Origin of the sequence: Rhizobacter sp. LjRoot28 (genome assembly GCF_964253025.1) — a bacterium.
Lineage (GTDB): Bacteria > Pseudomonadota > Gammaproteobacteria > Burkholderiales > Burkholderiaceae_C > Rhizobacter.
Genome location: NZ_CAXUQC020000001.1, coordinates 3,214,276 through 3,239,856 on the forward strand (window position 1 = coordinate 3,214,276; position 25,581 = coordinate 3,239,856).

At 71.3% G+C, this 25,581-nt stretch carries 18 protein-coding genes; 3 read left to right on the top strand and 15 right to left on the bottom strand.

What is annotated here, in order from left to right:
- Positions 1-79: 79 nt before the first annotated feature.
- Complete coding sequence (locus ACSQ2F_RS14740; protein WP_436024068.1) at positions 80-2,224, top strand: putative bifunctional diguanylate cyclase/phosphodiesterase; 2,145 nt, start codon at positions 80-82, stop codon at positions 2,222-2,224.
- A gap of 20 nt (positions 2,225-2,244) precedes the next feature.
- On the opposite strand, the gene ACSQ2F_RS14745 is transcribed toward ACSQ2F_RS14740, so the two are convergent.
- Genes ACSQ2F_RS14745 through ACSQ2F_RS14790 form a run of 10 tightly spaced genes read right to left on the bottom strand, consistent with a single transcriptional unit; the run spans position 2,245 to position 15,246 of the window.
- Positions 2,245-3,015 carry a 2,3-dihydro-2,3-dihydroxybenzoate dehydrogenase gene (locus ACSQ2F_RS14745; protein WP_436024070.1) on the bottom strand — a complete coding sequence of 257 codons (771 nt, stop codon included), beginning with the start codon at positions 3,013-3,015 and terminating at the stop codon, positions 2,245-2,247.
- Positions 3,016-3,054: 39 nt separating this feature from the next.
- The gene (locus ACSQ2F_RS14750; RefSeq protein ID WP_436024072.1) at positions 3,055-3,828 is read right to left on the bottom strand and encodes an ABC transporter ATP-binding protein; all 774 of its coding nucleotides are present in this window, start codon (positions 3,826-3,828) and stop codon (positions 3,055-3,057) included.
- Complete coding sequence (locus ACSQ2F_RS14755) at positions 3,825-4,865, bottom strand: FecCD family ABC transporter permease (protein ID WP_436024074.1); 1,041 nt, start codon at positions 4,863-4,865, stop codon at positions 3,825-3,827. The genes ACSQ2F_RS14750 and ACSQ2F_RS14755 overlap by 4 nt, the downstream gene beginning before the upstream one ends.
- Positions 4,862-5,836 carry a FecCD family ABC transporter permease gene (locus ACSQ2F_RS14760; protein ID WP_436024076.1) on the bottom strand — a complete coding sequence of 325 codons (975 nt, stop codon included), beginning with the start codon at positions 5,834-5,836 and terminating at the stop codon, positions 4,862-4,864. Before ACSQ2F_RS14760 ends, ACSQ2F_RS14755 begins: the two co-directional genes overlap by 4 nt.
- Before the next feature lie 29 nt (positions 5,837-5,865).
- Complete coding sequence (locus ACSQ2F_RS14765) at positions 5,866-6,777, bottom strand: ABC transporter substrate-binding protein (RefSeq protein WP_436024078.1); 912 nt, start codon at positions 6,775-6,777, stop codon at positions 5,866-5,868.
- The gene (locus ACSQ2F_RS14770; RefSeq protein ID WP_436024080.1) at positions 6,774-7,637 is read right to left on the bottom strand and encodes a siderophore-interacting protein; all 864 of its coding nucleotides are present in this window, start codon (positions 7,635-7,637) and stop codon (positions 6,774-6,776) included. Before ACSQ2F_RS14770 ends, ACSQ2F_RS14765 begins: the two co-directional genes overlap by 4 nt.
- Positions 7,634-11,569 (bottom strand): amino acid adenylation domain-containing protein, encoded by a 3,936-nt coding sequence (locus ACSQ2F_RS14775; RefSeq protein ID WP_436024082.1) that lies wholly within the window; start codon positions 11,567-11,569, stop codon positions 7,634-7,636. The genes ACSQ2F_RS14770 and ACSQ2F_RS14775 overlap by 4 nt, the downstream gene beginning before the upstream one ends.
- 1 nt (position 11,570) lies before the next feature.
- Positions 11,571-12,458, bottom strand: a complete 888-nt coding sequence (locus tag ACSQ2F_RS14780; RefSeq protein ID WP_436024084.1) for an isochorismatase family protein — start codon at positions 12,456-12,458, stop codon at positions 11,571-11,573.
- Entirely contained in the window at positions 12,455-14,065 is a 1,611-nt protein-coding gene (locus ACSQ2F_RS14785; protein WP_436024086.1) for a (2,3-dihydroxybenzoyl)adenylate synthase, read from the bottom strand. Before ACSQ2F_RS14785 ends, ACSQ2F_RS14780 begins: the two co-directional genes overlap by 4 nt.
- Positions 14,062-15,246: an isochorismate synthase gene (locus ACSQ2F_RS14790; RefSeq protein ID WP_436024088.1), complete on the bottom strand. Its 1,185-nt coding sequence runs from the start codon at positions 15,244-15,246 to the stop codon at positions 14,062-14,064. Before ACSQ2F_RS14790 ends, ACSQ2F_RS14785 begins: the two co-directional genes overlap by 4 nt.
- A 124-nt stretch (positions 15,247-15,370) precedes the next feature.
- On the opposite strand from ACSQ2F_RS14790, the gene ACSQ2F_RS14795 reads away from it, so the two are divergent.
- Positions 15,371-17,410, top strand: a complete 2,040-nt coding sequence (locus ACSQ2F_RS14795; protein ID WP_436024090.1) for a TonB-dependent receptor domain-containing protein — start codon at positions 15,371-15,373, stop codon at positions 17,408-17,410.
- On the top strand, positions 17,410-18,618 hold the full coding sequence (locus tag ACSQ2F_RS14800) for an MFS transporter (protein WP_436024092.1): 1,209 nt from the start codon (positions 17,410-17,412) through the stop codon (positions 18,616-18,618). Before ACSQ2F_RS14795 ends, ACSQ2F_RS14800 begins: the two co-directional genes overlap by 1 nt.
- Here the strand turns inward: ACSQ2F_RS14800 and ACSQ2F_RS14805 are convergent.
- From ACSQ2F_RS14805 to ACSQ2F_RS14825, 5 genes are all read right to left on the bottom strand, one after another.
- Positions 18,593-20,245 (bottom strand): glycoside hydrolase family 43 protein, encoded by a 1,653-nt coding sequence (locus ACSQ2F_RS14805; RefSeq protein ID WP_436024094.1) that lies wholly within the window; start codon positions 20,243-20,245, stop codon positions 18,593-18,595. The two genes, ACSQ2F_RS14800 and ACSQ2F_RS14805, sit on opposite strands and share 26 nt — an antisense overlap.
- Before the next feature lie 16 nt (positions 20,246-20,261).
- Positions 20,262-21,575 (bottom strand): xylose isomerase, encoded by a 1,314-nt coding sequence (gene xylA / locus ACSQ2F_RS14810; RefSeq protein ID WP_436024096.1) that lies wholly within the window; start codon positions 21,573-21,575, stop codon positions 20,262-20,264.
- Positions 21,576-21,608: 33 nt separating this feature from the next.
- Positions 21,609-23,081 carry a xylulokinase gene (xylB, locus tag ACSQ2F_RS14815; RefSeq protein WP_436024098.1) on the bottom strand — a complete coding sequence of 491 codons (1,473 nt, stop codon included), beginning with the start codon at positions 23,079-23,081 and terminating at the stop codon, positions 21,609-21,611.
- A gap of 125 nt (positions 23,082-23,206) precedes the next feature.
- A complete protein-coding gene (locus ACSQ2F_RS14820) occupies positions 23,207-24,199 on the bottom strand; it encodes a Gfo/Idh/MocA family protein (protein WP_436024100.1) in 993 nt (330 codons plus the stop codon).
- A gap of 43 nt (positions 24,200-24,242) precedes the next feature.
- Positions 24,243-25,496, bottom strand: a complete 1,254-nt coding sequence (locus ACSQ2F_RS14825; protein ID WP_436024102.1) for an ROK family protein — start codon at positions 25,494-25,496, stop codon at positions 24,243-24,245.
- Between the last annotated feature and the right edge of the window lie 85 nt (positions 25,497-25,581).

Consider the following 25,581-nt stretch of genomic DNA (forward strand, 5'->3'; position numbering starts at 1 on the left):
CAGGCCGATAGCCACTGCGACGACTGGCACATCCGCCGTCCAAACCCGTCCCTCCGCCATCGAGGGCACTGCGCACACGATGAGCATCCGACCGGCCCTCGCGGCTCCCCTGACACTGCCGTCAACCCCACTTCCGGACACCGGCGTGCCGGACAGCCCGGCGTCGGCCGCACGTTGGGCGCGCGCCCTGGAAGGCATGGCGCCGGTGGGCCGGGTGCGATGGCATCCCGACACCGATCGACTGAGCCTGTGCCCGGTCGCCCATGCGATCTTCGACGTCGCCCCCGGCGCCAGCTTCGACATGCGCACCCTCATGTCACGCCTGCGCCGCGGTCGGCTGGGCGTGCTGCGGGACGGCTGGCTCGACGCGGTGCGAGCCCTGACGCCGGAAATCCGCCTCGAGCTGCCCCTGCTGCTGGAGGACGGCGCCTGGCGCCAGGTGTCCGTGGTGGCGGTGCTGGCCTATGGCGCCGACGGCCGGCCCGAAGCGTGCGATGCCGCCATCCAGGACGTGACCGAGACCCACCGGCTGTCCTATCGCCTGACCGAGGCCGAGCGCCGGCTCGACGAAGCTCAGGAACTGGCTCATGTGGGCCATTGGGAATGGGACTTCCTGCGCAACCAGGCGCAGTTCTCCGATCAGGCCCGGCGCATTCTCGGCATGGCGCCGGACAGCCAGCCGGACCTGCGCGAGTTCGCGGCCATCATCCCGGCAGACCAGCGCGACGGCATCGTCGAGGCCTTCGGCACTGCCATTCGCAGCCGGCAGCCCAGCATGCGCTACTCGTACCACGTGCTGGATGCACAGGATGCGCGCCATGACTTCCACGGCGTCGTGCGGCTGGTGTACGGGCGTGACGGCGCACCGCGCCGCCTGCTCGGCACCATCCAGGACGTCACCGAACTCAGCGCCTACCGCGAGCGCCTGCACACCCTCGCCAACTTCGACTCGCTCACCAAGCTGCCCAACCGCACGCAGCTCATGGAGCGCACGCGCATCGCCATGGGCGACGCGCTGCGCGACGGGCGCATGTTCGCCGTGCTGGTGCTGGACCTGGACCAGTTCAAGCATGTGAACGACTCGCTCGGCCATGCCAGCGGCGACGCCCTGCTGCAGCAGGCCGCCAAGCGGCTGAGCCGCAACCTGCGCGAGCACGACATCGTGGCGCGCTTGGGCGGCGACGAGTTCGCCGTGCTGCTGCCCACGGTGCGGGCCGCAGCGGACCTGGGTGCGATCGCGGACAAGCTGCTGCGCGCGTTCGAGCCCCCCTTCCGCCTGGACGGCCAGGAGGTGTTCGTGACGGTGAGCGTCGGAGCCGCCATCTTCCCGGCCGACGCCAGCGAGGCCGACACCTTGCTGCAGCACGCCGATGCCGCGCTTTCGCAGGCCAAGGCCCAGGGCCGCAACAACGTCAGCTTCTATTCGCCGCAGCTCACGGTCCAGGCCTCGGCGCGACTCGCCCTGCAGACGGCGCTGCGCCAAGCCATCGGCAGTGGCGCGCTGCAATTGCACTACCAGCCGAAGTTCGAGCTGAACGGCAGGCGGCTGGTGGGCGCGGAAGCGCTGATGCGCTGGCAGCACCCCGAACGCGGCATGGTGTCGCCACTGGACTTCATTCCGATCGCCGAAGAGACGGGGCTCATCGTGCCCATGGGCGCCTGGGCGCTGCAGGCGGCGTGCCGTGCCGTCGTGGCGTGGAACCGCGGTGCCACGCATCCGGTGAAGGTCGCGGTCAACCTGTCGGCGCGCCAGTTTGCCGGCGGGCAGCTCGTCGCCACCGTGATGGAGGCCCTGGCCAGCGCCGGTTGCGCGCCCCAATGGCTCGAACTCGAGATCACCGAGAGCCTGCTCATCGACAAGCGCAGCTCGGTCCGGGAAGACCTGGAGACGCTGGCCGCGGCCGGCATCACGATCGCGCTCGACGACTTCGGCACCGGCTATTCGGCGCTCAGCTACCTCACGCACTTCCCGGTCCACACCCTCAAGATCGATCGGTCCTTCGTGAAGGACCTGCCGGACAACCGGCAGAGCGGCGAACTCGCCAAGGCCATCGTGTCGCTCGGCCGCAGCCTGAACATGGAACTGGTGGCGGAAGGGGTGGAGACGGAAGAGCAGGCGCAGGTGCTGGCCGCCCTCGGCTGCCAGCTCGCGCAGGGCTACCTGCTCGGCCGCCCCATGCCGCTGGAGGCGTTCGACGCCCTCGTGGCCGCCGCCTCGGCCTGACGGCAGCCCGACGGACGGCCTCAGGCGTCGAACGTGGCGCCGCCGTCGACCCGCAGGTCGTGCATGGTGATGTGGCGCGCGCGGTCCGAGGCGAGGAAGCACACCGACTCCGCAATGTCGGCCGGCGTGGCCAGGCGCTGCAGCGGAATGCCGAGGCGGTATGCCTCCGGCGAGCCGGCAATGACGGCCGCCGCACGGTCTTCACCGTGCCACAGCGCCCGCTGCATCGCGGTGTCGGTCGAACCCGGGGAGACGAGGTTGCAGCGCACGCCGTGCGGCGCCAGCTCCAGCGCCAGGCAGCGCATGTACTGCGCGGTGGCCGCCTTCGACGCGGCGTAGGCCGCCATGCCCGTGCGGGGGGTGCCCGCCGCGTTCGACCCGACGGTCACGATCGCACCACGGCGCCGGGCCGCCATGCCGGCGCCAACGGCCTGACACAGCCGGACCACGGCCCAGGTGTTGACCGCGAACGTGGCCTGCCAGTCGGCCGGGCTGGATTCCAGCGCGCTGCCCGGTCGGAGCACGCCGGCCACCTGGGCCAGCACGTCGGGCACGCCGGCCGCGCGGGTGAGGTCGTCCAGCGCGGCGTCGATGTCGTCGGGCCTTGCCAGGTCAGCCACGAGCGCGAGCGCGCCCAGTCGCCGCGCCTCGGCCTCCAGTCGCGGGGCATCGCGGTCGAGCAGGGCCAGGCGGGCGCCACGCGCGGCGAAGGCCTCGGCCACGGCCAGGCCGATGCCCTGCGCCGCGCCAGTCACGAGCACGAGTCGTCCATCGAATTCAGGGGTCGTCATCTGCTTCTCCTTGGGCGGCGCCCAGCCAGCGCCAACTGTTCAATCCGCGGGCACGACCACCGGGGCGCCGTCGCCCGGCCGCTGCAGCACATGCACGTCGACACCGTACAGCTCGCGCACGAGCGCCGGCGTGACGATGGCCGAGGGACGGCCGACAGCCACCACGCGGCCGTCCTTCATGGCCACGAGCCGGTCCGCATGGCGGGCGGCGGCGACCAGGTCGTGCACCACCATCACCACCCCGCGACCGGCCTGGGCGAGCGCCCGCACGCGTGAGAACACCTCGGCCTGGTGCCCGAGGTCGAGCATGCTGGTGGGCTCGTCGAGCAGCAGCCACGGCGTCTCCTGGGCCAGCGCCATGGCCAGCCAGCAGCGCTGCCGCTGGCCGCCCGACAGCTGCTCCAGCAGCCGGTCGGCAAAGGGCAGCACCCCCGTCGCCTGCATTGCCGTGCGCACCGCCTGTTCGTCCGCCGCCGACCACTGCCGCCAGAGGCCCTGGTGCGGATGACGTCCGAATCGGACCAGCGCGGCCACCGTGATGCCCTCCGGCGCAGTGGGCGACTGCGGCAGGAGCGCCACGTGGCGCGCGGCCTCCTTCGGCGTGCGCGCATGGACGTCGTCTCCGGCCAGCAGCACCCGGCCGCGCGACGGGCGATGCAGCCGTGCGATGCAACGCAGCAGCGTCGACTTGCCGCACCCGTTGGGCCCCACGATCACACTGACTTCCCCCACTCGCAACTGAAGGTCGATGCCTTGCAGCACCGGGCGCGTGCCGTGCGCGGCGAAGAGGGTCTGGATGTCGAGCAGGCTCATGCGGTGGTCTTCCGGTGCAGCAGCCAGAGCAGGAACGGGCCGCCCAGCAGGTTGCAGATCACGCCGACCGGCAACTCGGCCGTCGGCAGCAGGATGCGCCCGACCGTGTCGGCGGCGAGCACCAGCGCAGCGCCGGCAAGCGCGGCGCCGATGCAGGGCACGCCGCCGCCAGCCAACCGGACCGCGATGAGGGGCGCGGCCAGGGCGACAAAGGCGACCGGCCCGCACACCGCCACCGCAAGGCCGGCGGCCAGCGTGGCCAAGCCGAGGGCCTGCCATTGGGTGGGGCGCAGCGACAGGCCGAGCGATGCGGCCAGGTCGGGGTCGAACTGAAGCAGGGCCAGTCGGCGGCCCAGCCACCAGCAGCCGGGTGCGACCACGGCCAGCGCCAGGGCCAGCGGCGGCACCGACTCGTCGCCGCGGCCTTGCAGGCTGCCGATGGACCAGGCGTACAAGGCCGCCGCATGCTGCAAGGTCTGGCGCGACAGCAGCAACTCGGTCACCGCGTGCAGCAGCGCCGCCACCGCCAGGCCGACGACCAGAACGCGCTGACCGCGCGTGCCCATGCCGCCGGACAGGCCGAGCAGCAGGGCAGTGGCGGCCACGGCACCGGCCACGGCAATCCACCAGGGGCCGAGCAAGCCGTTGCCCCCGGCGATCAGGGCGGCGAGCATGGCGAGCGTGGCGCCGTCGGACACGCCCATCAGGTCGGGCGCTGCCAACCGGTTGTGCATCAGCGTCTGCAGCAGCAAGCCGCCAAGGCCGAGCAACGCACCGCACAACATGGCGACCACGATGCGAGGCCAACGGAACTCCCACACCAGCAAGGACGTGGCGGGTGGCGCCTCACCGCGCAGCAGCGCCAGCAGGTCGGCCGGGCCGAGCCAGGTGGATCCGGCTGCCATGGCAAGCCCGCACAGGATCAGCAGCACGGCGCCGAACAGCGCCGCGGCACGCATCGGCCGACCGGCCAGCAACAGCGACACCGGGCCCCATCGCAGCACCCGAACGCCGGGTTCAAGCACCGAGGGGCTCATGCCGCATGCCGCCCGGCGCGCCGAGCCATCCAGACGAGCAGGGGCGCGCCGACGAAGGCCGTGAGCACGCTGACCGGGGTCTCGAACGGCAGGGCCACCGTGCGGGCGCCCAGGTCCGCCACCAGCATCAGCGCCGCGCCCAGTGCCGTGGCCATGGCCAGCTGCAACGGGAGCGTCGCACCGACCGCCGCGCGCGCGAGGAACGGGGCCAGCAGCCCGAGGAAGGCCACCGGCCCGGCCAGCGCGACGGCCCCGGCGGTGAGCACGGTGGTCGTGCAGGCGACGGCCAGGCGCAAGCGCGCCGGCCGGTGGCCCAGGCCGCTCGCCACGTCGTCACCCAGCTGCAACGCGGCCAACGGACGAGCGCACAGCGCAGCGGCGAGCCAGCCCAGCGCGATGGCCGGCGCCACCCAGGCCACCATCTCCAGCGTGACGCCGGCCAGCGAACCCTGCTCCCAGAACCGGTACTGGTCGAAGCCGGATTGCTGTGCCAACAGGATGGCCGACGTCACCCCGTGAAAGCTCGCGCCGAGCGCAGCGCCAGCCAGCACGAGACGCAGGGGGCCGTCCGCGCCGCGCGTGGCCCGGGCGGCCAGCAGCACACCTACGTTGCCGAGCGCCGCGCCCGCGGCGGCCCAGGCAAGGTAGCCGAGCCCGGTCTCGGCCCCCATCCAGGCGATGCCCACCACCACGCCGAGCGCGGCGCCGGCGTTCACACCGAGCAGCCCCGGTTCGGCCAGCGGATTGCGGGTCACCGCCTGCATCAGCACGCCAGCGGCCCCGAGTGCGCCACCCACCAGCACCGCCGCGAGCAGGCGAGGCAGGCGGAGCGACCACATCACCGTCTGCAGGCGCTCATCGGCGCGGGCCGCACCGTCACCCCACAGGAAGGCCAGGCCATCACGAAGCTCCACCTGACCGGCGCCGATCAGCATGGAGGCCAGCGCAAGCAAAGGCAGGGCAAGGCCCACGCCCAATGGCGTGCGCCGACGCCGGCGCGTCACTGGGGCACGGGCGCCATCGCGCGCTCGATGTCGTCGATCACCGCCATCGCGGCCAGTGGGCCGCCGAGTCCGGTCCACAACGAACCGTCCACGATCACGGCGTGGTTGCGACGCACCGCTTGCAACTGGCCGAAGGCCGCGCTGCGCCGGGCCGCATCGAGTGCACTGCGGGCCTGGCCGGTGGCAGACAGCGTGCCGATGAAGAGCCAGTCGCCATCGATGCGGTCCAGCGCCTCGAGGCTGAGCGGCGGTGAATGCCCGGCGCCCGGCTCCCGCTGCGCGGACGGCCGCGCCAGGCGCAGGTCGGCCAGCACCCGGCTGGCAAAGGAATCGGCCAGCATGTAGGCCGGCCCCTGCGGGTTCCAGCGCACCACGCTGACCGTGGACTCCGCCTGCGGGCCGAGCCGCGTGCGTGCGGCTGCACTGCGCTCGGCCGCACGGGCGAGCACCGCGTCAGCCACGGGCTGGCGGTCGATCACGGTGGCCACACGACGCAGCGCGAGCTTCCAGTCTTCCCCCGGCTTGAAGCTGACCACCGTCGGGGCCACCTTGCGCAGCTGCGCGAGCAGGCCGGGGTCGGGCACGCCGCCCGCAAGGATGAGGTCGGGTTGGGCCGACAGCAACTGGTCGAGCACCGGCGAGCCGAAGCTGCCGATGACCGGAATGCCGGCGGCGGCCTTCTCCAGGTAGCGCGGCACGCCCACCTGCCCTCGCCCGCTGGTCGTGGCGACCGGACGCAAGCCCAGGGCCAGCAGCGCGTCGAGGTCGAACTCGGACAGCACGACCACGCGTTGCGGGCGGACCGGCACCTCGACGACCGTGCCGTGCGCATCCGTGACGGGCCGGGCCTGTGCGCAAGCGGCGAGAAGGCCGAACGCCAACGCGAGCCATCGCAGTGCCGCCCTCATCGTGCGGCCCCTTCGGTCGCCGACTCCGGGACGGCGGGCGCTACCTCCAGCTCATCCATGATGCGGTGACGCTCGGCGTGGTACGCCTCTTCGGTGAAGCGGTCCTTCCAGTAGGGCACGGCATAGAGGGCGCTGCGCGGCACGCCTCGCTCGTTGAGCAGGTGGTTCCGGATGGCCACGACCTGCCGGCTTTCGCCGGCCAGGCTGACCGACAGCTCGCCATCCGCCCAGCGCAGCGACCGCACGGCATCGAGCAGGCGCGTGCTGCTGCCCGCCGGCCCTTCGCCACGCACCAGCCATTGCAGCTGTATCCCGGCCGGATGGACCAGCGGCAGCACCTCTGCCGCATCAGCCACCTCGACGAAGGCGTGCCCGCGCGCCGTGGCGGGCAACTCGGCGAACACGCTGGCGATCATGGGCAACGCGCTCGGGTCGCCGACGATGAGGTGCCAGTCGGCCGACGGCCGGCAGCGCGGTGGACCGCCGGGGCCCGCAACGCCGATGGCGTCGCCGGGCACGGCATGCGACGCCCAGCGCGATGCCGGGCCGTTGTCGCCATGCAGCACGAAGTCCACGTCCAGCTCGCCCGCATGAGCATCGAAGCGGGCCACCGTGTAGGTGCGCGAGATCGGACGCACATCGTCAGGGGGCCAGACCGGCCCCTGGGGCCCCAGGGTCGGCAGCACCGGTTCGGCCTGGCCCTCGCGTGCCAGCAGCAGCTTGATGTGGGCGCCGTCGCTGCCGGTCGGGAAGCCGGCCAGCGCCGGCCCGGACAGGGTCACACGCCGCAGGTGCGGCGTCAGGTCGCGGGTTCGGCGCACGCGAAGCAGGCGGGGCGGGGTGCGGGGCGTTTCACTCATGAGGACAAATCGGAAAGAAGGTGATGGGCCAGCACGCGACCGACGTGTGCCAGGGGCGCAGGCTGGCTCATGCCGGCGTGGGTGCTGTCGATGTCGGTCACGTGCAGCTGGCCGCTGACATGGGGCCGCCAGGTGCGGCAATCCGGCGCGTCCTCGGGGCGGCGAGCGGCGCGCAGGTAGATCACGTCGCCGTCGAAGCGCGCGTGGCGCACGCCGCGGTACAGGCGCATGGTGTGCAAGGCGGTGTCAACCAGGCGATCGACGAGCGCTTCGTCGTACGCCGCGAGGGTGCTGCCCGGCGCGCGCAGACGTTGGCGCATCTGGTCGGCACCGAGCCGCGCGCCGCCAGGGTCGTGGGGCGAGGCCCCGATGACGTCGAGCACGGCTTCGAGCGCGTCGGCAAGCGAAGGTGCCGGCCGGGCAGCAAACGCTTCGCTGGGATAGGAGTCCATCATCGCGAGCAGGGACACCGTCTCGCCTTGCGCCTGCAGGCGCGCGGCGATGGCATGCGCGAGCCCGCCGCCGGACGACCAGCCGAGCAGGCGATACGGACCGGCCGGCTGGCGCTCGCGCACCCTCGCCGTGGCGGCGTCCGCCATGGCGTCGAAGCTCTCGGGGGCCTGACCCGTGATGCCCTCGGCCTGGATGCCGCACAAGGCCACGCGAGGCAGCGCCCGCGCGAGACCGAAGTAGCACCACGACAGGCCCTCGGCCGGGTGCACGCAAAAGAGCGCGGGGCCGTCGCCCGGCTGGATGGACATCAGCGGCTGCAGTTCACTGCCTGCCGCGGCGGGCGGTGGCGCATGGGCGACCGGCGCATCGAGCGCTGCCGCCAGGTCCTGCACGGCAGGATGCCGGAACAGCAGGGACACCGGCACGTCCCGTCCGAGGGCGAGGCCCAGGCGGTTGGCCACCTGGATCGCCTGAAGGGACTTGCCGCCCAGTGCGAAGAAGTCCGACGCCGACGTGAGGGACGCAGCACCCAGCACATCCCGCCAGACCGCCATGACGGTGGACTCGGTGGGTGTCGAAGCTTGGGCGTCCGCGCAATCCTGCCTGTCGGCGGTCGGGGCCGTCGCCCCGGCCATGGCCAGGGAACGCAGCCGGGACCGATCGACCTTGCCGTTGAGGTTGCGGGGCAGGCGCTCGATGCGCACGAAGCGGGACGGGACGGCCACCGAGGCGACACGCGCCGCCGCGTGCGAGCGCAGTGCGGCGTCGGTCACCCCGTCCTCGCCAGCGATGAAGGCCACGAGGCGCAGACCGTGCGTCGCACGGTGCGGCACGACGGCCGCCGCGCGGACGCCCGGAACGGCCAGCAGCGCCGTTTCGATCTCGGCCGGGTCGATGCGGTGGCCGCTGATTTTGAGTTCGTCGTCACGCCGACCGAGGAAGCGCAGCTGGCCGTCGCCGCCCAGCACCACCTGGTCGCCGGTGCGGTAGGCACGCGGCGAATCGGGCAGTCCGCGCAGTGCCACGAAGCGCTCGGCACACCGCTCCGGCTGGTTGAGGTAGCCCTGGGCCAGCGTGGGCCCGATGACGCAGAGTTCGCCCGCCACGCCCGCCGGCACGGGCTGCAAGCGCTCGTCGACGACGACGAGGTCCACACCGGGAAGCGGCGTGCCGATGGGCACCGGGCCGTTGTCCGTTGCAACGGCGCCCTCGCCGGCGAGCGCGGCCGTGGTACAGATGACGGTGGTCTCGGTGGGTCCGTAGGTGTTGAGCAGGACCACCCCACCCGCCCGTGACCGCCAGCGGGCCAGAGGTTCGGCCAGTGCCGCCTCGCCGCCGATGATCACGAGCCGGAGGCTGTCGGGCAAGGCGAGCCCTTCGCCCACGGCGTGGGCCAGCTCATGCCAGAAGGCGGTGGGCAGGTCCAGCACCGTCAAACGCCATTGGGCACAGGCGCTCGCGAAGCGGCCCATCGACTCCACCATGGCGTCGGTGCGCAGCACCAGCGTGGCACCGCTGCACAGGCTGACGAAGATCTCCTCCACGCTGGCATCGAAATGCAGGGGAGCGAACTGCAGAACCCGGTCGTCGGCGGTGATGCGATATCGCACCCGGGCCGCGGCGACGAAGTGCGCCAGGGCCGCGCGCCCGATGGCCACGCCGTTGGGTCGGCCCGTCGAACCGGAGGTGTAGAGCACGTAGGCGAGCGCATCGCCCGCCACGTGCAGGGGCTCGCCCTGGCGCGGCTCGTAGCCCGCGTCGTCGTCGAGGTTCAGGCAACGCGGGCCGGCTGGCACGGCGGCCGACCAGCGCGACGTGGTGACGACGAGCGCCGGACGGGCGTCGTCGATCACCAGGGCCAGTCGCGCCGGCGGCCCCTCGGGATCGATGGGGACATGGCTGGCCCCCACCCACATCACGGCCAGCAGCACGGTGACGGCCTGCATCGAGCGCGGCAGCAACACCGCCACCCGCGTCCCTTCGCCGGCGCCCTGCGCCGCCAGGTGACCGGCCAGCGCCTGCACGGCGAACAGCAGCTGCTGGTAGCTCATGCTGCGCCCGTCGTGTTCGATCGCGGGCTTGGCGGGCTGCAGGCGCGCCTGCTCGACCAGTGCCTGGAGCACGTCCTGCGCCGGCGCCGCCAGCGGCTCGCCCTGCAAGCGGCAGGATGCCGTGGTGGCCATCACGTCGGCCAGCGGACGACGGGGCGCGGCGGCGAGGCGGTCGAGCAGCACCAGCAGGTCGTCGCGCCACGCGGCGACCGCCTCGGCGCCATAGGTGAGCGGGTTCGCATCGAGGTCGAACTGCCAGGTGTCGCTGCGCGGAGCGATGGTGATGGAGAGGTCCTCCACCGGCCCGGCCGATACCGGCTCGGAGCGGGCCGTGATGCCGGGGCCGAAGTCCAACGGTCGCTCGAACGGCATGAGGTTCACCACCGGGCCGAACAGTCGCGCCGGTCCGCCGTGCGTTGCCAGGTCGCGACGCAGGCGTTCGTAGCGGTAGCGCTGGTGCGGGCGCTGCAGGCGAACGCGCGCAGCCACCGCTTGTGCCAAGGCCAGCACATCCGCCGCGGGATCGACCTCCACCGCCAGCGGCACGATGTTCATCGCCATGCACGGCACCCGCAGTGCGACGGATCCGAGCCGGTTCATCACCGGCAAGCCGAGCCGCAGCGACCGGGCGCCCGTGCGGTGGTGCAGCCATGCGCTCACGCCGGCCAGCAACCAGGCACCGATGTCGACACCCCCTGCCGCGGCGGCGTCCTTCCACGCCCCCCAGCGGGCGCCCGGAACGACGCCCCGACAGCGCCGCACCGTGCGCGACGGCGGGGCCGGCGGCGCCAGCGCCGCGGGCTCGGCGGCCCCTGCGAGTGTCTGCAACCAGAAGGCACGGTCCCGCTCGGCGGCATCCGAGCTCTCGTAGCGGAGGTCTTCGTCCACCGCGCGTGCCAACGACACGGCGCCGGCCTCCCCGCTGCGAAGGCGGTAGCGTTGGGCGACCTGGCTCGCCACCAGCGCATGGCCGAAGCCATCGAGCGCGATGTGGTGCGCCATCAGGAACCAGCGGTGGCGTTGCGGCCCGAGCCGGAGCAAGGCCGTCGCGAACAGCGGGCCGTGCGCCAGGTCGATCGGTCGGGCGAGGACCTTGTCCATCCAGACCTGTGCCGCCGTCTCGGGGTCGGCCTGGTCGCTCAGGTCCACCTGTTCCACCTGCCATCGTGCCGGACGATGAACCGACTGCAGCACCGAGTCGCCCTCTTGCCGGTAGCGCATGAAGAGGGCATCGCAGCGGTCGAGTTCGACGCGCACGGCCTCCACGAACGCGGTGGCATCCAGGGGCCCGTCGAGGCACACGCTTTCGGCAGTGAGGTAGGCGGGGCTGTGCAGGTCGGTCTGCTGGCCGAGCCAGATGCCGTGCTGTGCCTGCGTGAGCGGCAGCGGCACGGCGCCTTCGTGCAGGCCGAGGTCGGACGCGCCCACCTCAGGCGGCCTCGGTCGCGGTGAGGCGCGCCCACCAGCGCTCGAGCGTCGGCTCCTCGGCCAGGTCGACGAATGTGAGCGGCGTACCGGCCCGGCGCCAGCGCTCCACGAGCGTCATGAGCCGGATGGAGTCGAGCCCGCAGTCGAGGAGGTTGTCGTCGACACGCAGGTCGTGCGCGGGCATGTCGAGCAGGACGGCCACCTCGGCGCGCATGGCCTCCAGGCTCACAGGCGGCGCCAGCGTGGCGGCCGCGGGTCGGAGCGCCTGCAGCACCGATTCGGTGGACGTCACCACGCCGCAGCGGCCCACCACGTAGTCGAGTGCCATCCGGTGCTCGTCGAGCGAGAAGTCGGCCACGGCATCGCCCACGAAGAAGGGCTGGATGTCGTTCATGAAGGCGGCGCCGGCGGTCATCATGCAGCCGATGTGGGCGTAGACGCCGGTGATGATGAGCTGGTCCCGGCCCTGGGCACGCATGCGCTCGCGCAGGTCGCTGCGCTCGAAGGCGCTGTAGCGCCACTTCACCAGCACGGTGTCGTCCGGCCGAGGCGACAGTGCGGCGACCACGGGCGCTTGTTCAGGAAGGCGGGTGATGCCGGGGCCCCACCAGTCCTGCAGCAGGCCGCGCTCGGCGGCCGACTGCTCGGCCGGCTGGGCGGTGTAGACGACCGGAACGCCCACCCGGTGGCACGCCTCGCGCAGCCGCGCGATGTGGTCGATCAGTTCCGGAACCGGCGCGGCACTGCGGTCGAAGAAGTCGACGAAGTACTCCTGCATGTCGTGCACCAGGAGCACCGCGCGGGCGGGGTCGAGGCGCCAGTCGACGCGATTGGCCGGCAGTGAATCGGCGGCCGGCATGGGGTAGGAGGCAATGCGGGGGATGGTCATGGCGTGATGAAGGTTTCGCGCAGCGCGCGCTTGTTGACCTTGCCGACACCGGTCTTCGGGAACTGGGTGACGAACTCGATGCGGTCGGGAATCTTGAAGGCGGCCAGGCCGCGCTCGCGCAGGAAGCGGGCGAGGTCCTGACTGCGGGGCGCTTCGCCGCGCGGGACCACGAAGGCGCAGGTCTTCTCGCCGAGGAAGACGTCGGGCATGGCGACGAGGGCGGCGTCGTGCACCGCCGGGTGAGCCAGCAAGTGGTTCTCCACCTCCTCGGCGGCCACCTTGTCGCCGCCGCGGTTGATCTGGTCCTTGGCGCGCCCTTCCACCACCAGGTGACCGGTCGGCAGGCGACGCACGAGGTCGCCGGTGCGGTAGAAGCCGTCGGCGGTGAAGGCGCGCTGGTTGTGTTCGGGCGCGCGGTAGTAGCCGCGGATGGTGTAGGGCCCGCGGGTCAGCAGGTGGCCCACCTCGCCGGCGGGAACGTCGCGATCCTCGTCGTCCACCACGCGGACCTCATCGGCCGGCGAGATGGCCCGGCCCTGCGTGGTCAGCACCCGCTCCGGCGGGTCGTCGGCGCGGGTGTAGTTGACCAGGCCTTCGGCCATGCCGAAGACCTGCTGCAAGCGGCAGCCGAGTTCGGTGCCGATGCGGGCTGCCACTTCCGGCGCCAGCTTGGCGCCACCCACCTGAAGCACTCGCAGGCTGGAAAGATCGTGAGGCGTGGCAGCCGCGGCCTCCAACCAAACCATGGCCAGCGGCGGCACGAGGGCCGTGTCGGTCACGCCCTCTTGGGCGATCAGGGGAAAGGCCTCGTCAGGGGCAGCCCGGCGCGCCATCACCACCTGCCCGCCCGCATGGAACACGCCGAGCGTGCCGGGCGAGCTGAGCGGAAAGTTGTGCGCCGCCGGCAGGGCGCACAGGTACACGGTGTCGGGCCCGAGGCCGCAGATGGCAGCGCTCTCGCGCACGCTGTAGCCGTAGTCGTCGTGCGTGCGGGGAATGAGCTTGGGCAGGCCGGTGCTGCCGCCCGAAAGCTGGAGAAAGGCCACGTCGGCTGGATCGACGGCTGGCAGCGGCACAGGGTCGATGTCCAGCGTGTCGAGGGCGATGAAAGGCCCCGGTTCACCGGCGACGATGACGTGGCGCAGCGTCGGCGCCTCGGCCTGGACCGATTGCAGCAGCTGGCGATGGTCGAAGCCGGCCTCGCGATCCGGGATGAAGCACGCCACCGCGTCGGCGTGCCGGGCGAAGTAGCTCAATTCGGCACGACGGTGCGCAGGCAGGGCGAAGATCGGCACGGCGCCCATGCGAAACAGCGCGAACACCGTGCTGAAGAACTCGGCGATGTTGGGCAGCTGCACGATCACGCGGTCGCGCGGGCGGATGCCCAGCTTCAACAGGCCCGCCGCGAGGCGTGACGCGCGATCGTCGAGGTCGCGGTAGGTCCAGCGCCGCGCGCCGCACACCAGGGCGACGCGGTCACCGTGTGCCGCGGCACCCACGGTCAGCATGCGGTCCAGGGTTTCGCCTCGCCAGTAGCCTTGGCGCCGGTAGTGCGCGGCGAGGGCGTCCGGCCAGGGCGTGAAGCCGTCCAGGTAGCGGCCGGTCATGCCGCCAGCTCCAGGTTCATCGCGTTGAGCATGGTGCGCAGCTTCGCCGTGGTTTCGCGGAGCTCCAGCGCCGGGTCGGATCCTTCGACGATGCCTGCGCCGGCGTAGAGCGTGGCCGACGTGGCGTCGATCTCGGCGCAGCGGATCGTGACGGCCCACTCCCCGTCGCCATCGGCATCGCACCAGCCCACCAGGCCCGCAAAGAAGCGCCGGTCAAAGCCCTCCGTTCGGTTGATGAAGTCGTGGGCGTGCCGAGCCGGGTGACCGCAGACGGCCGGCGTCGGATGCAGGTCGAGCGCGAGTGCGAGGGACGATTCGGCGGGGTCGCGAAGCTCGCCCGTGATGCGCGTTCCCAAGTGCCACATGGTGGGCGTGGAGACCAGCGACGGCCGCGCCGGCACGTCGAGCGCGCGACAACGTGGGGCGAGGCGGCGAGCCACGGCGTCGACCACGATGGCGTGCTCGTGCAGGTCCTTGGCCGAGGCCAGCAACGCCTCGCCTCGGGCCTGGTCTTCTGCCGGGTCCTGTGCACGGGGCACCGAGCCGGCCAGTGGATGGGAACGAACCGCCACGCCCTTGCGCGCGAGCAGCAGCTCGGGGCTTGCGCCCATCAACGTGCGGCCGCCCGGTGCATCGTCGAGGTCGACGGCGAACGTGTAGCCCAACGGGTTGCGGGCCATCAGCTTGCGGATGAGGGCAGGCCGGTCGATGCAGGCATCGACGTCGAGCGAGCGGGAGAGCACGACCTTGTCCAGCTCGCCCGCCCGGATGCGCTCCAGCGCGAGGCGCACATGTTCGCAGTAGCCCTCGGGGGACGGCTGTGCGCGCGCGGCCCGGGCGGCTTGCGGCGAAGCCGCCGCACGCGGCGACGCCATGCGCTCCACGCCATGGCCGAACACCACGCCGTCCGGCACGAAGAGCCGCGCGGGCCGATCGGTGCGGAATGGCACCGCGCCGAGGAGAAGCGGCCGGGCGGCGCCGCTGCGCGCCACGTCGTCGAGCAGTCGGCGGGCACGGCTGACGAGCGTGTCCGCCGGCCCGTCGGGCAGCACGGCATGCACGCCCTGGCTGAGCACGCTGCGCTCGGGTGAGGCGAACACGCCGGCGCCCGGACGGTACAGACGCAGCAGTTCGCCTGCCGTGGGCGCGAGCAGCGACGGGTCGGCGACGCGATCGTTCATGAAGAGCTCCTTGGAGGGGGACGTTGCGCGCGGGCCGCATGGCGGCGTGGCGGCGTTGTGGTGTGCGATGTCTCACGCTATAGTAAAGCTTAATGCGAACGATTCGCAATAACCAAATTACGTCATGCAGGGCTTGCATGACGTGCCTTGCCACCTTCCGGCCTCCGGCCGTTCCCGCTTCTCCACTCCCGCGCTGACCATGACCTTCCGCACGCCCCTCGCCCGCCGCCAGCCCGTCGGCCTCGCCCTTCATCCCCTCACCCTGGCGCTGCTGGTGGCAAGCGGCCATGCCGTCGCGGCCGACGAGGTACCGCCGGCGAGCGGCACGCAACTGGACCCGGTGGTCGTGACCACGCAGCGCGGCCGTGACACCAACACCGTCGTGCGCGCCAAGCGCATCGAGGTGGAACAGGCGGTGAACCTGCAGGATCTCTTCAAGCAGACGCCCGAAGTGACGGCCAGCGGTGGCGTGCCCGCCGCGCAGAAGCTCTACGTGCGCGGGCTCGGCGAGCGCATGCTGACCATCACGATCGATGGCGCCGCCCAGGCGGAGGCGGCCTACCACCACGCGAGCCAGGTGATGATCGAACCCGAATTGCTCAAGCGGGTCGAGATCGAAGCCGGCACTGGTGCCGCGACGGCCGGCCCGGGCGCCCTCGCAGGCGCTCTGCGGTTCAAGACCAAGAGCGCCCTCGACCTGTTGCGGCCCGGCGAGCGGGCCGGTGCCCTGCTCAAGGGCAGCTACCAATCGGTGAACGACGGCAAGAAGGCCAGCGCCACGGTGTTCGGCCGGCTCAATGACCAGGTCGACGTGCTCGTGAACGCCACCGAACTGCGGACCGACGTCTACGACGACGGCAACGGCAACCCGGTGCCCAACAGCAGCAGCGAGGGCTCGAACGCCTTCCTCAAGGGCGGCGCCCGCGTCGGCGAGGATTCACGACTTGAATTCACCTACGAGAAGCGCGATGACGAAGGCCTGCGCAGCAACAAGACCAACCTCCTCCCTGCCGCCTTCAACCCGAGCCAGCGCCAGCGCGCCGAACGGGAGTCGGCCACCTTCAATTTCGAGCACGCACCGGACAACCCCCTGCTCGCCCTGCACGCGACCGCCTACATCAACAAGAACACCATCGCGCTCGACCCCGATGCAGCCACCGGACAGGACATCGGCAGCAAGACGCAAGGTCTGAACCTGTCGAACGTCTCCAAGCTCGGCAGCCACACGCTGACCTACGGCTATGACCACCGGCGCGACGTCGGCTCGGCCCTGACAGCCGGCACGCAGCAGGCGAACGAAGAGGCCCAGGTTCACGGCGTTTACCTGCAGGACGACATCGCCCTGTCGGACCGGTGGCAGCTCGAACTGGGTGCCCGCTACGACGACTACCGCTACACCGACATGGTGGGCCAGGTCTTCAAGTCCGATGGCGTGTCGCCGAGCGCGGGCCTCAGCTTCTTCGTCACCGACAACCTCACCCTGCGGGTGGGGCACGCCCATGCGCTGCGCGGCGTCGGCATCATCGAGCCGTTCCTCAAGCAGTTCCAGACCAACGACACGAGCATCGAGGCCGAGAAGGCCCGCACCTCCGAGATCGGCGCCGCATGGCAAAGCGGCCCATGGCAGGCCGCCGTGACCGTCTACCGCCAGGTCATCAAGAACTACATTGGCTACGACGCCGTGCGCGACAACATGGGCGACGTCAAAGCCAACGGCTACAGCGCAAGTGCCGGCTACAAGGCCGAGCGCTGGGGCGCGAGCCTGGGCGTGTCGGAGACCAAGCCGAAGCTCAACGGCGCGCCGCTCACGGACGGCGACTCGCTGCTGCTCGGCAATTCGACGGGGCGCACCTGGGTGGCCCAGTTCGACCAGCAATTCCCGAACAGCAACCTGAGCGTGGGCTGGACCGGCCGCCTGATCGAGAAGCTCACCCACGTGCCCGAAGGCGCACCGGACAAGCCGGGCTACAACGTGCATGACGTCTATGCGCAGTGGCTGCCGCTCGGCCGCGACGACCTCACGCTCACCCTCACCGTCAAGAACGTCTTCGACCGCCACTACTACGAGCAGGGCAGCTTCGGCTACCACCCGCGCTGGGGCACGGTCGCGGGCTTCCCGGAAGCCGGCCGCGACATCCGCGCCACGGTCGCGTTGCGCTTCTGATGGCGGGCGCCGCCGCTGGGGCCGGCCGCATCATCGGGCTGGTGGCCTTGCTGCAGTTCGTCTACCTCGTGGACTTCCTGCTGCCCTTGCCGCTCGGTCCCGACCTCGCCCGCGCCTTGCGGTTTCCCGCCGACCGCCTGGGCTGGCTCTCGGCGGCGTACACCGTCTCGGCGGTGGCCGCGGGGCTGCTCGCCGGCCGGTGGCTGGACCGCTTCGACCGCCGCAGTGCGCTCGTGGTGCTGCTCGGCCTCTTCGCGGCTGCCACGGCGGCCACCGCGTGGGCCGATGGGCTGCCCGGCCTCATGGTGGCGCGCGCCGTCACCGGCTTCGTCGGCGGGCCGCTGGTGGCCGTGGGCATGGCGGCGGTGATCGACAGCTGCGCGCCCGAGGCGCGGGGCGCGGCCATCGGCAAGGTGATGATCGGCTTCTCGGCCGCGGCCGTCGCCGGGATCCCGGCATCGCTCGAGCTCGCCCGTGTCGGCGGCTGGGCGGCGCCCTTCCTGGTGACGGGCGGCCTGGCGCTTGTGCTGGCCGTAGCAGTCGCGCGCCTGATGCCGGCCCTGCCCGTACGCGCCGCGAGCGCTCCCATCTCCTTCCGGCAGTTGCTGTCGCGGCCGGCCGTGCGGCAGGCGTGCGCCCTGCAGGCGGTGTGCGCCTTCTCCGCCTTCCTCGTCATTCCAAGCTTCAGTGCCTTCCTGGTGCTCAATCTCGGCGTGCCGCGGTCCCAGCTGGGCGCCTTCTACCTCGTCGGCGGTCTCGCCGCCCTCGTGGCCCTGCAAGCGCTCGGTCGGCTCGCCGATCGCCGCGGTCCGGTCACGGCCGTGGCGGTGGCCTCGGTGGCCCTCGGCATGGGCCTGGCGCCCCTGCTCGGCGTTGCGGTCGGTGCGGCGATCCCCGGCGTGTTGCTGGCCTTCGTCGCGTTCATGGCCGGCAATGCCGGCCGCAACGTGGCCTTGGGCGCCGCCACGAGCGGCGTGCCGGCGCCGCAGGAGCGCGCCGCCTTCATGGCCCTGCAAAGCATCTCGCAAGACCTCGCCATCGCGCTCGCTGCGGTGGTGGCCACCAGCCTCCTCACCGAGGCGGCCGACGGCCGATTGGAGAACATGCCGGCGGTCGCTGGACTCGCGCTCGCCCTGGTCGTTGCGCTGCCGATCGGCGTCGCCACCGTCTTCGGACGGCGCGTCAGTCCGGCAACGGCCGGTAGCTGAAGTGGTCGAAGTCGGCGTGCAGGCGCTGCCCGCCGAGGTCCTGGCACGCCAGCCCGATGAAGTTGCCGGTGAAGCCGAAGCTCCGCGCCACGCTGCCCTCGAAGCGCGTGGCGTGCTCGTCCGACAGCATCGCGGTCTGCAGGGCGTGGCCGATGTGGCGCCACGGCCCCGCGTCGAGCGCGTACTCGAACGAGAACAAGGCGCCGTCAAAGCGGACCCGCAGCCGCACCGGCCCGCGTTCGCCGATCGGCACGGGCAATGCCGGCTCGGACGGGATGCCGCGGTCGTTCACCATCAGGCGCAGCACCCGTCCGCCGTTGCGTTCGTCATGGGTGACGTGCAGGTAGGCGTGGTTCTGGGTGTTGTAGTAGGCGACGAGGCCGGCCGTCTGCTGGAAACTGGTGGGCTCGAAGTCCACCAGGGTTTCGGCCTCACAGCGAAAGTGCTGCTGCCGGCGAGCGACGAGGCTCTGGTCGAACAGAGACATCAGTGACTCGCGACCAATCAGGCGCAGGTGCCCCGGACGGGCGCCGAGTGACACCCAGTCCTCGCTGAAAGGCACGCGCAAGGCATTCCAGTGCCCCGACAGCGTCGGCCCGTTGAAGTCGTCGCGCTCTGGTTCCGCCTCGAAGGGCGCGGGCGGGAGCGCCGGCGCGGCGAGTTCGCTCGCGGGCGCGTTGCTGCCGTGGGCGAGCCGCGGCCAGCCGTCCTCCGTCCACGTCACTCGCTGCAGCGCGGTCTCCCGCCCGAGTGGACAGTGGAGGTTCTCGTAGCGGCTGGGCGGTGCGGCCGGCGGCGCCTGCCGCCATTCCACCGGACGCCCGCACAGGTGGGCGAGGTACCACTCGCCGTTGCCGGCATCCACCAGGCTGCCATGCCCGGCGCGCTGCAGCCCTGCGGGATCGGACTCCCAGGCGGTCAGCAGCGGATGGTGCGGGCTCAGTTCGTACGGCCCCTCGATCCGCCGCGACCGCGCGATCGTCACCGCATGCTCGTAGAACGTGCCGCCTTCCGCCGTGAGCAGCACATACCAGCCATCGCGCTTGTAGAGGTGCGGCCCTTCCACGACGCCGAGCGAGGTGCCGGTGAAGATGCGGTGCACCGGCCCCTTGAGCCGCTGGGTCTCCCGGTCCCATTCCTGCAGGAGGATGCCGCAGAACGGGTCGTGGCCCGGACGGTGGTCCCATTGCATGTTAAGGAACCAGCTGCGACCGTCGTCGTCATGGAACAGCGAAGGATCGAAGCCGCTGCTGTTGACGTGCACCGGCTCCGACCAGGGCCCTTCGGGCAAGCGGGCGGTAACGATGTAGTTGTGCGTGTCCTTGTGGGCCCCGATGGTGCTGCGCACGTTCGTGTAGACCATGTAGAACACGCCGTCGTGGTAGCTCAGGCACGGGGCCCAGATGCCCGCGCTGTCCGGGTTGCCGCGCAAGTCGAGCTGGCTCGTGCGGGTGCAGGCATAGCCGAGGTGGCGCCAGTGCCGCAGGTCGCGCGAATGGTGGATGCGCACGCCGGGCCACCACTCGAAGGTGGAGGTGGCGAGGTAGAAGTCGCTGCCCACCCGCAGGATGGACGGGTCGGGATGGAAACCCGGCAGCACCGGGTTGATCAGGGCGTTGGGCGTCATGCGGGCGCTCCGGCGGTCAGACGAAACGATTGACCCAGTTCTCCAGCGCCTCCTGGCGGCCGGACACGGGGCGCGTGTCGGTGTTGCGCTCGAGCGCGCGGTCGGCCAGGCCGTCGAGGTCGATCGCGCCGTTGCGGATCGATTGACCGAGCGGGCCCTCCCAACCGGCATAGCGCGCCTGGACCGCGCGGGCCAGCCCGCCGTCCTGGATCATCTGCTCGGCCACGAGCAGGGCCCGCGCGCACACATCCATGCCGCCAATGTGACCATGGAACAGATCCTCCGGATCGAGCGACTGGCGCCGAACCTTGGCATCGAAGTTCAGTCCGCCGCTGGTGAAACCGCCGCCGAGCAGCACGTGGTACAGCGCGAGCGCCGTGTCGGACACGTTGTTGGGAAACTGGTCCGTGTCCCAGCCGCATTGCATGTCGCCGCGGTTCATGTCGAGCGAGCCGAAGATGCCGAGGGCCACGGCGGTGGCGATCTCGTGCTCGAAGCTGTGGCCGGCCAGCGTGGCGTGATTGGCCTCGATGTTGACCTTCACGTCCTGCTCCAGGCCGCGGGCCTTGAGGAAGCCGTAGACCGTGGCGACGTCGAAGTCGTACTGGTGCTTCGTCGGCTCGCGCGGCTTGGGCTCGATGAGGATCGGCCCCTTCAGCCCGATCTTGTGCTTGTGCTCGACCGCCATCGCGAGGAAACGGCCGAGGTTGTCGAGCTCGAGCTTCATGTCGGTGTTGAGCAGCGTCTCGTAGCCTTCCCGGCCGCCCCAGATCACGTAGTTCTCACCCCCCAGTCGCTGCGTGGCGTTCATCGCCTCGCGCACCTGCAGCGCCGCGAGCGCGAAGATCTCGGGATCGGGGTTGGTCGCCGCACCGCTCATGAAGCGGCGGTGGCTGAACACGTTCGCCGTTCCCCAGAGCACCTTGAGGCCGGTCCGCACCTGGTGCTCGCCGAGCACATCGACCATGCGGCGCAGGTTCTCGACGCTCTCGCGCGGCGTGGCGCCCTCGGGTGCCACGTCCCGGTCGTGGAAGCAGTAGTAAGGCACCCCGAGCTTCGAGAAGAAGTCGAAGGCCGCGGCCGCCTTCGCGCGCGCCGCTTCCATGGGATCGGCAATGCGCTGCCACGGCCGCTCGAAGCTGCCGTCATGGGCGAACGGGTCGAAGCCATTCCAGCAGAAGGTGTGCCAGTAGCAGGCGGCGAAGCGCAGGTGCTCCTCCATGCGGCGGCCCAGGACGATGCGGTCGCGGTCGTACCAGCGGAAGGCGAGCGGCTCGGTGCTGTCGGGGCCGGCGTGGCGAATCGGTTCGATGTGGGCGAAGTAGGTCATCGGATCTCCGTGCAGACGGAACAGGGTGGTGGATCAGGCGAGTGCCGGAAAGCTCTCGCGCAGCGTGGGGTACAGGCGCTTGAATCGGTCGTGGCGGGCCAGCAGCCGGTCGGCCCGGGCCGCGTCGGGGCTGAAGATGCGGCGCAGCGCGGGCGGGCGGCAGGCATCGGCCTCCGTCGCGCCGTCCGCCAGCCAGGCGAGGCGCGCGGCACCGAGCGCAGCACCCGCTTCCGCACCCTCGAGGGTGACGAGTTCGGTGCCGAACAGATCGGCGTGCAGCTGCACCCAGTAGTCGCTCCGTGCGCCGCCGCCGACCACGGCCAGGCGGCGAGGCGAGGCGCCCGCCGCACGCAAGGCGTCAAGTCCATCGAGCATGCCGAACGCCACGCCTTCGAGCACGCTGTAGCAGGTGGACGCGGCGTCGGTGTCGTGCGACAGGCCGAACAGCACGCCGCGCGCCTGGGCGTCGTTGTGGGGGGTGCGTTCGCCCGACAGGTAGGGCAGGAAGAGGGGCGCGGCCAGCAGCCGCTCGTCGGGCAGTTCGACCATGCGGCCGATGAGCTCGGCCTCGCTGCTCGCGCCGGTGAGTCGCGTGACCCAGGCGAGGCTGGCGGCGGCCGACAACATGACCGACATCTGGTGCCATCGGCCGGGCAAGGCGTGGCAGAAGGCGTGCACCGCGGAAGCCGGGTTGGGTCGGAAGCGCTCGTTGACGACGAACACGACGCCGCTGGTCCCGAGCGACACGAAGCCCTCGCCCGGCTGCGTCGCACCGATGCCGACGGCGCTCGCGGCGTTGTCGCCTGCCCCGCCGGCCACCACCACGCCGGGCGGCAGGCCCCAGGCGGAGGCCACATCGGGCAGCAGGGTCCCACTCGGGTCCGTGCCTTCCAGCAGGCGCGGCATCTGGGCTTCGTCCAGCCCCGTGAGCCGCAGCAAGGGCGCTGACCAGCGGCGCTCCGCGATGTCGAGCCACAAGGTGCCCGAGGCGTCCGACATGTCGGTGGCGCGCACACCGCAAAGCCGGAAGCGCAGGTAGTCCTTCGGCAACAGCACGATGCCGATGCGGTCGAACACGGCGGGCTCGTGTTGCTTCAACCACGCAAGCTTCGGTGCGGTGAAGCCCGGCATCGCGAGATTGCCGGCCAGGCCGGTGAAGCCGGGCAGCGTCGCCATCATCGTGGCGCACTCGGCCGCGGAACGGGTGTCGTTCCAGAGGATGGCGGGACGAAGCACCTGGCCGGCGGTGTCGAGCAGGACCGCGCCGTGCATCTGGCCGGACAGGCCGATCGCCCTCACCTTCGCCCACTCCGCCGGCGCCCGCTCCCGCAGGCGCGCGGCCGCACGTTCCGCCGCGTGCCACCAATCCACCGGATCCTGCTCGCTCCAGCCGGGGCGCGGGCGCGACACCGACAAGGCCTCGCCAGCGGTCGCGCAGACCTTGCCTGCGTCGTCCATCAGCAGCAGCTTGACTTCAGAAGTTCCGAGATCGAGGCCCAGGTACATGCGATTCACCCTTTCAGTCGTTCGAATGTATATTCGTTCGACCGTCGAAGTAAATAGGGAAATCGCGTGGAAGCCCGGGTTTGGTCGCCCGATCGACCCGTCGTCGGGCGCCTTGTCGAACGGCCTTACTCGAAGGGGTAGCGCACGCCCACGCGCGCGCGGATCTCATCCATGCAGCCCAGCACCGCCAGCGAGTCGGCCCACGGCATCACGGTGCTCTCCAGCGCCCCGCGCGCCATGCAGCGTTGCACCTCCTGAACCTGGTACTCGAAGCCGTTCACGAGGTAAGGCGAGAAGGAGGCCACCGGCGCTTCGCCATGACGGAGCAGGATGGCCTGGCCCGTGTCCCAGAAGGGCTCGGTGATGAGGATGTCACCCTGCTCGCCCTTGATGGTGAAGCAGTTGTACAGCCGCGAGGTCATGCTGGCGTGCATGCGCAGCTCGACGCCCTGCGTGCCCACGGCCACGCGCGCCTTCAGGTCTTCATCGACGCCGGTTTCGCCCACGGTGGCGGACGCCTCCAGCAGGCGCAGCGGCCCAGGGAAGAGGTGCTGCGACATGGAAATGCAGTACACCCCGACATCGAGCAGCGCCCCACCGGCCAGGTCGGCGCGGAACAGGCGGTCGTCCGGGTTGCGGGTCTGCGCGTAGCCGAAGTAGGTTTCGATGTCGGTGACACGCCCGATGCGTTCCTCGTCCAGCCATTGGCGCACCTGGGCGTACACCGGAAGGAAGCGCGTCCAGAACGCCTCCATCACGAAGCGCTGGTGTTCGGTCGCGGCGGCGAAGACGCGCTGCGCCTGGGGGACATTCACGGTGAGCGGCTTCTCGCAGAGCACCGCCTTGCCGGCCTGCAACGCAAGGATGCTGAGGTCGGCATGCTGGGTGTGGGGCGTGGCCACGTAGATCGCGTCGACCTCCGCGTCGCCGAACAGGGAGGCGTAGTCGCCATAGTGACGCTCCGCGCCATGGCGGCTGGCGAAATCACGTGCCCGCGAAGCGTCGCGGCTGGCAGCAGCAACGAGCCGCGCACCAGGCACGGCCGACAGGCTTTCGGCAAAGCGGTTCGCGATGCGGCCGGGGCCGATCACGCCCCAGCGGACGAGGGTGTCTGACATGAAGACTCCGAGGAGATGAAAGGCCCGAGCGGCGGGTCGCCGCTCAGGCCGGAACCGGCGTGGTTGACGCCGGCGGGATGCCCGCCCGCGCGGTAGGCGCTTGCGAATAGGGACGCAGCAGGGAGTGCAGCACGAAGGCGGCGCCGCCGACGGCCGTGGCCAGTTCGGCATGGCGGGCGACGCGCACTTCGGGTCCGGGCAAGCCGGCCTGCGAAGCGAATTGGCCGAGGCGGCTGATGGCCGCGTCGAGGAACTGGTCTCCGCCGAGCGCGACGGCTTCGCCGCCCAGCACGATGACCTGGGGGTTGAACGTCGTCCAGACGTTCTGCAGCAGCACGCCGAGCATGTCACCTGCCGCGCCGAAGGCGTCGCGCGCCTTGGCGGCGCGCTTGCCGAGCAAGGTCTTGAGCGCCGGACGATCGATCCGACCGTCGCCGGTGAGACAGCCGGCGGCGGCGGCCACGGCACGCAACCCGACGTACGCCTCCGCGCAACCCAGGCGGCCGCAGGAGCATGGCCGACCGTCGACGAACAAGGTGGTGTGGCCGATCTCGCCCGCCGAGCCGGTGGCGCCGGTGAAGAGCGAATCGTTGAGGATGATGCCGGACCCGACGCCCACGCCGCAGCTGACGTAGACGAGGGGATCCTCGCTCGGCCGGGTGCCGAACTCGGCCTCGCCCACGGCGGCCAGGTCGGCTTCGTTCTGGTAGTAGACCGGCAGGCCGCCCAGGCCGGCGGCGGCGAGCTCGGCCCGCAATCGGCGGCCCACTTCCACGCCGCGCCAGCCGATGTTGGGCGCGAGCTGCAGCACGCCGGAGACGGTGTCCACCGCTCCGGGCAGCCCGACGCCGATGCCGAGCAACTGGGCGCCGCCGGCCTTCACCTTGGCCGATTGGCTGGTCACCATCTGCACCAGCTGATGGCAGGCCGCATCGGGTTCGCTCGAACGCAGGGCGGCCTGGTTCACCTCGAGGACTTCACCCCGGATGGACGTGGCGACCACGCGGATCGTGTCGGTGTCCAGTTCGGCACCGATCAGCACCAGCTGCCGACCGTCCAGCCGCAGCGGGGTGGGCCGCCGACCGAGCGCACCCGTGACGAGCGCATCGTCTTCCGCGAGCCAGCCTTCGTCGATGAGTTCCTTGATGAGCAGGCTGACGGTGGACTTGGTCAGGCCGCTGCGCATGGCCAGGTCGGCCCGGGACAGGCCGGATTCGTCGCGCAGCAGCCGCAGCAGCGCCATGCGGTTGAGGTTCTTGACGAAACGCTGGTCACCCGTCATCGGGGCACTGGACATGGCACGCCTTCACGGAATAAGCCCGGCCGAGCCCATTCGGCCGGGTTCCGAATCATTGCACATCGCGCGGCGCCGGGCGGCCGCG

Excerpts from the sequence above, each read along its gene's own strand:
- ACSQ2F_RS14780 (WP_436024084.1), bottom strand. The coding sequence starts at position 12,458 with ATGACCATCCCCCGCATTGCCTCCTACCCCATGCCGGCCGCCGATTCA.
- ACSQ2F_RS14790 (WP_436024088.1), bottom strand. The coding sequence starts at position 15,246 with ATGAACGATCGCGTCGCCGACCCGTCGCTGCTCGCGCCCACGGCAGGC.
- ACSQ2F_RS14755 (WP_436024074.1), bottom strand. The coding sequence starts at position 4,865 with ATGAGCCCCTCGGTGCTTGAACCCGGCGTTCGGGTGCTGCGATGGGGC.
- ACSQ2F_RS14750 (WP_436024072.1), bottom strand. The coding sequence starts at position 3,828 with ATGAGCCTGCTCGACATCCAGACCCTCTTCGCCGCGCACGGCACGCGC.
- ACSQ2F_RS14800 (WP_436024092.1), top strand. The coding sequence starts at position 17,410 with ATGGCGGGCGCCGCCGCTGGGGCCGGCCGCATCATCGGGCTGGTGGCC.
- xylB (WP_436024098.1), bottom strand. The coding sequence starts at position 23,081 with ATGTACCTGGGCCTCGATCTCGGAACTTCTGAAGTCAAGCTGCTGCTG.
- ACSQ2F_RS14825 (WP_436024102.1), bottom strand. The coding sequence starts at position 25,496 with ATGTCCAGTGCCCCGATGACGGGTGACCAGCGTTTCGTCAAGAACCTC.
- ACSQ2F_RS14765 (WP_436024078.1), bottom strand. The coding sequence starts at position 6,777 with ATGAGGGCGGCACTGCGATGGCTCGCGTTGGCGTTCGGCCTTCTCGCC.
- ACSQ2F_RS14795 (WP_436024090.1), top strand. The coding sequence starts at position 15,371 with ATGCAGGGCTTGCATGACGTGCCTTGCCACCTTCCGGCCTCCGGCCGT.
- ACSQ2F_RS14745 (WP_436024070.1), bottom strand. The coding sequence starts at position 3,015 with ATGACGACCCCTGAATTCGATGGACGACTCGTGCTCGTGACTGGCGCG.
- ACSQ2F_RS14785 (WP_436024086.1), bottom strand. The coding sequence starts at position 14,065 with ATGACCGGCCGCTACCTGGACGGCTTCACGCCCTGGCCGGACGCCCTC.
- ACSQ2F_RS14740 (WP_436024068.1), top strand. The coding sequence starts at position 80 with ATGAGCATCCGACCGGCCCTCGCGGCTCCCCTGACACTGCCGTCAACC.
- xylA (WP_436024096.1), bottom strand. The coding sequence starts at position 21,575 with ATGACCTACTTCGCCCACATCGAACCGATTCGCCACGCCGGCCCCGAC.
- ACSQ2F_RS14820 (WP_436024100.1), bottom strand. The coding sequence starts at position 24,199 with ATGTCAGACACCCTCGTCCGCTGGGGCGTGATCGGCCCCGGCCGCATC.
- ACSQ2F_RS14770 (WP_436024080.1), bottom strand. The coding sequence starts at position 7,637 with ATGAGTGAAACGCCCCGCACCCCGCCCCGCCTGCTTCGCGTGCGCCGA.
- ACSQ2F_RS14805 (WP_436024094.1), bottom strand. The coding sequence starts at position 20,245 with ATGACGCCCAACGCCCTGATCAACCCGGTGCTGCCGGGTTTCCATCCC.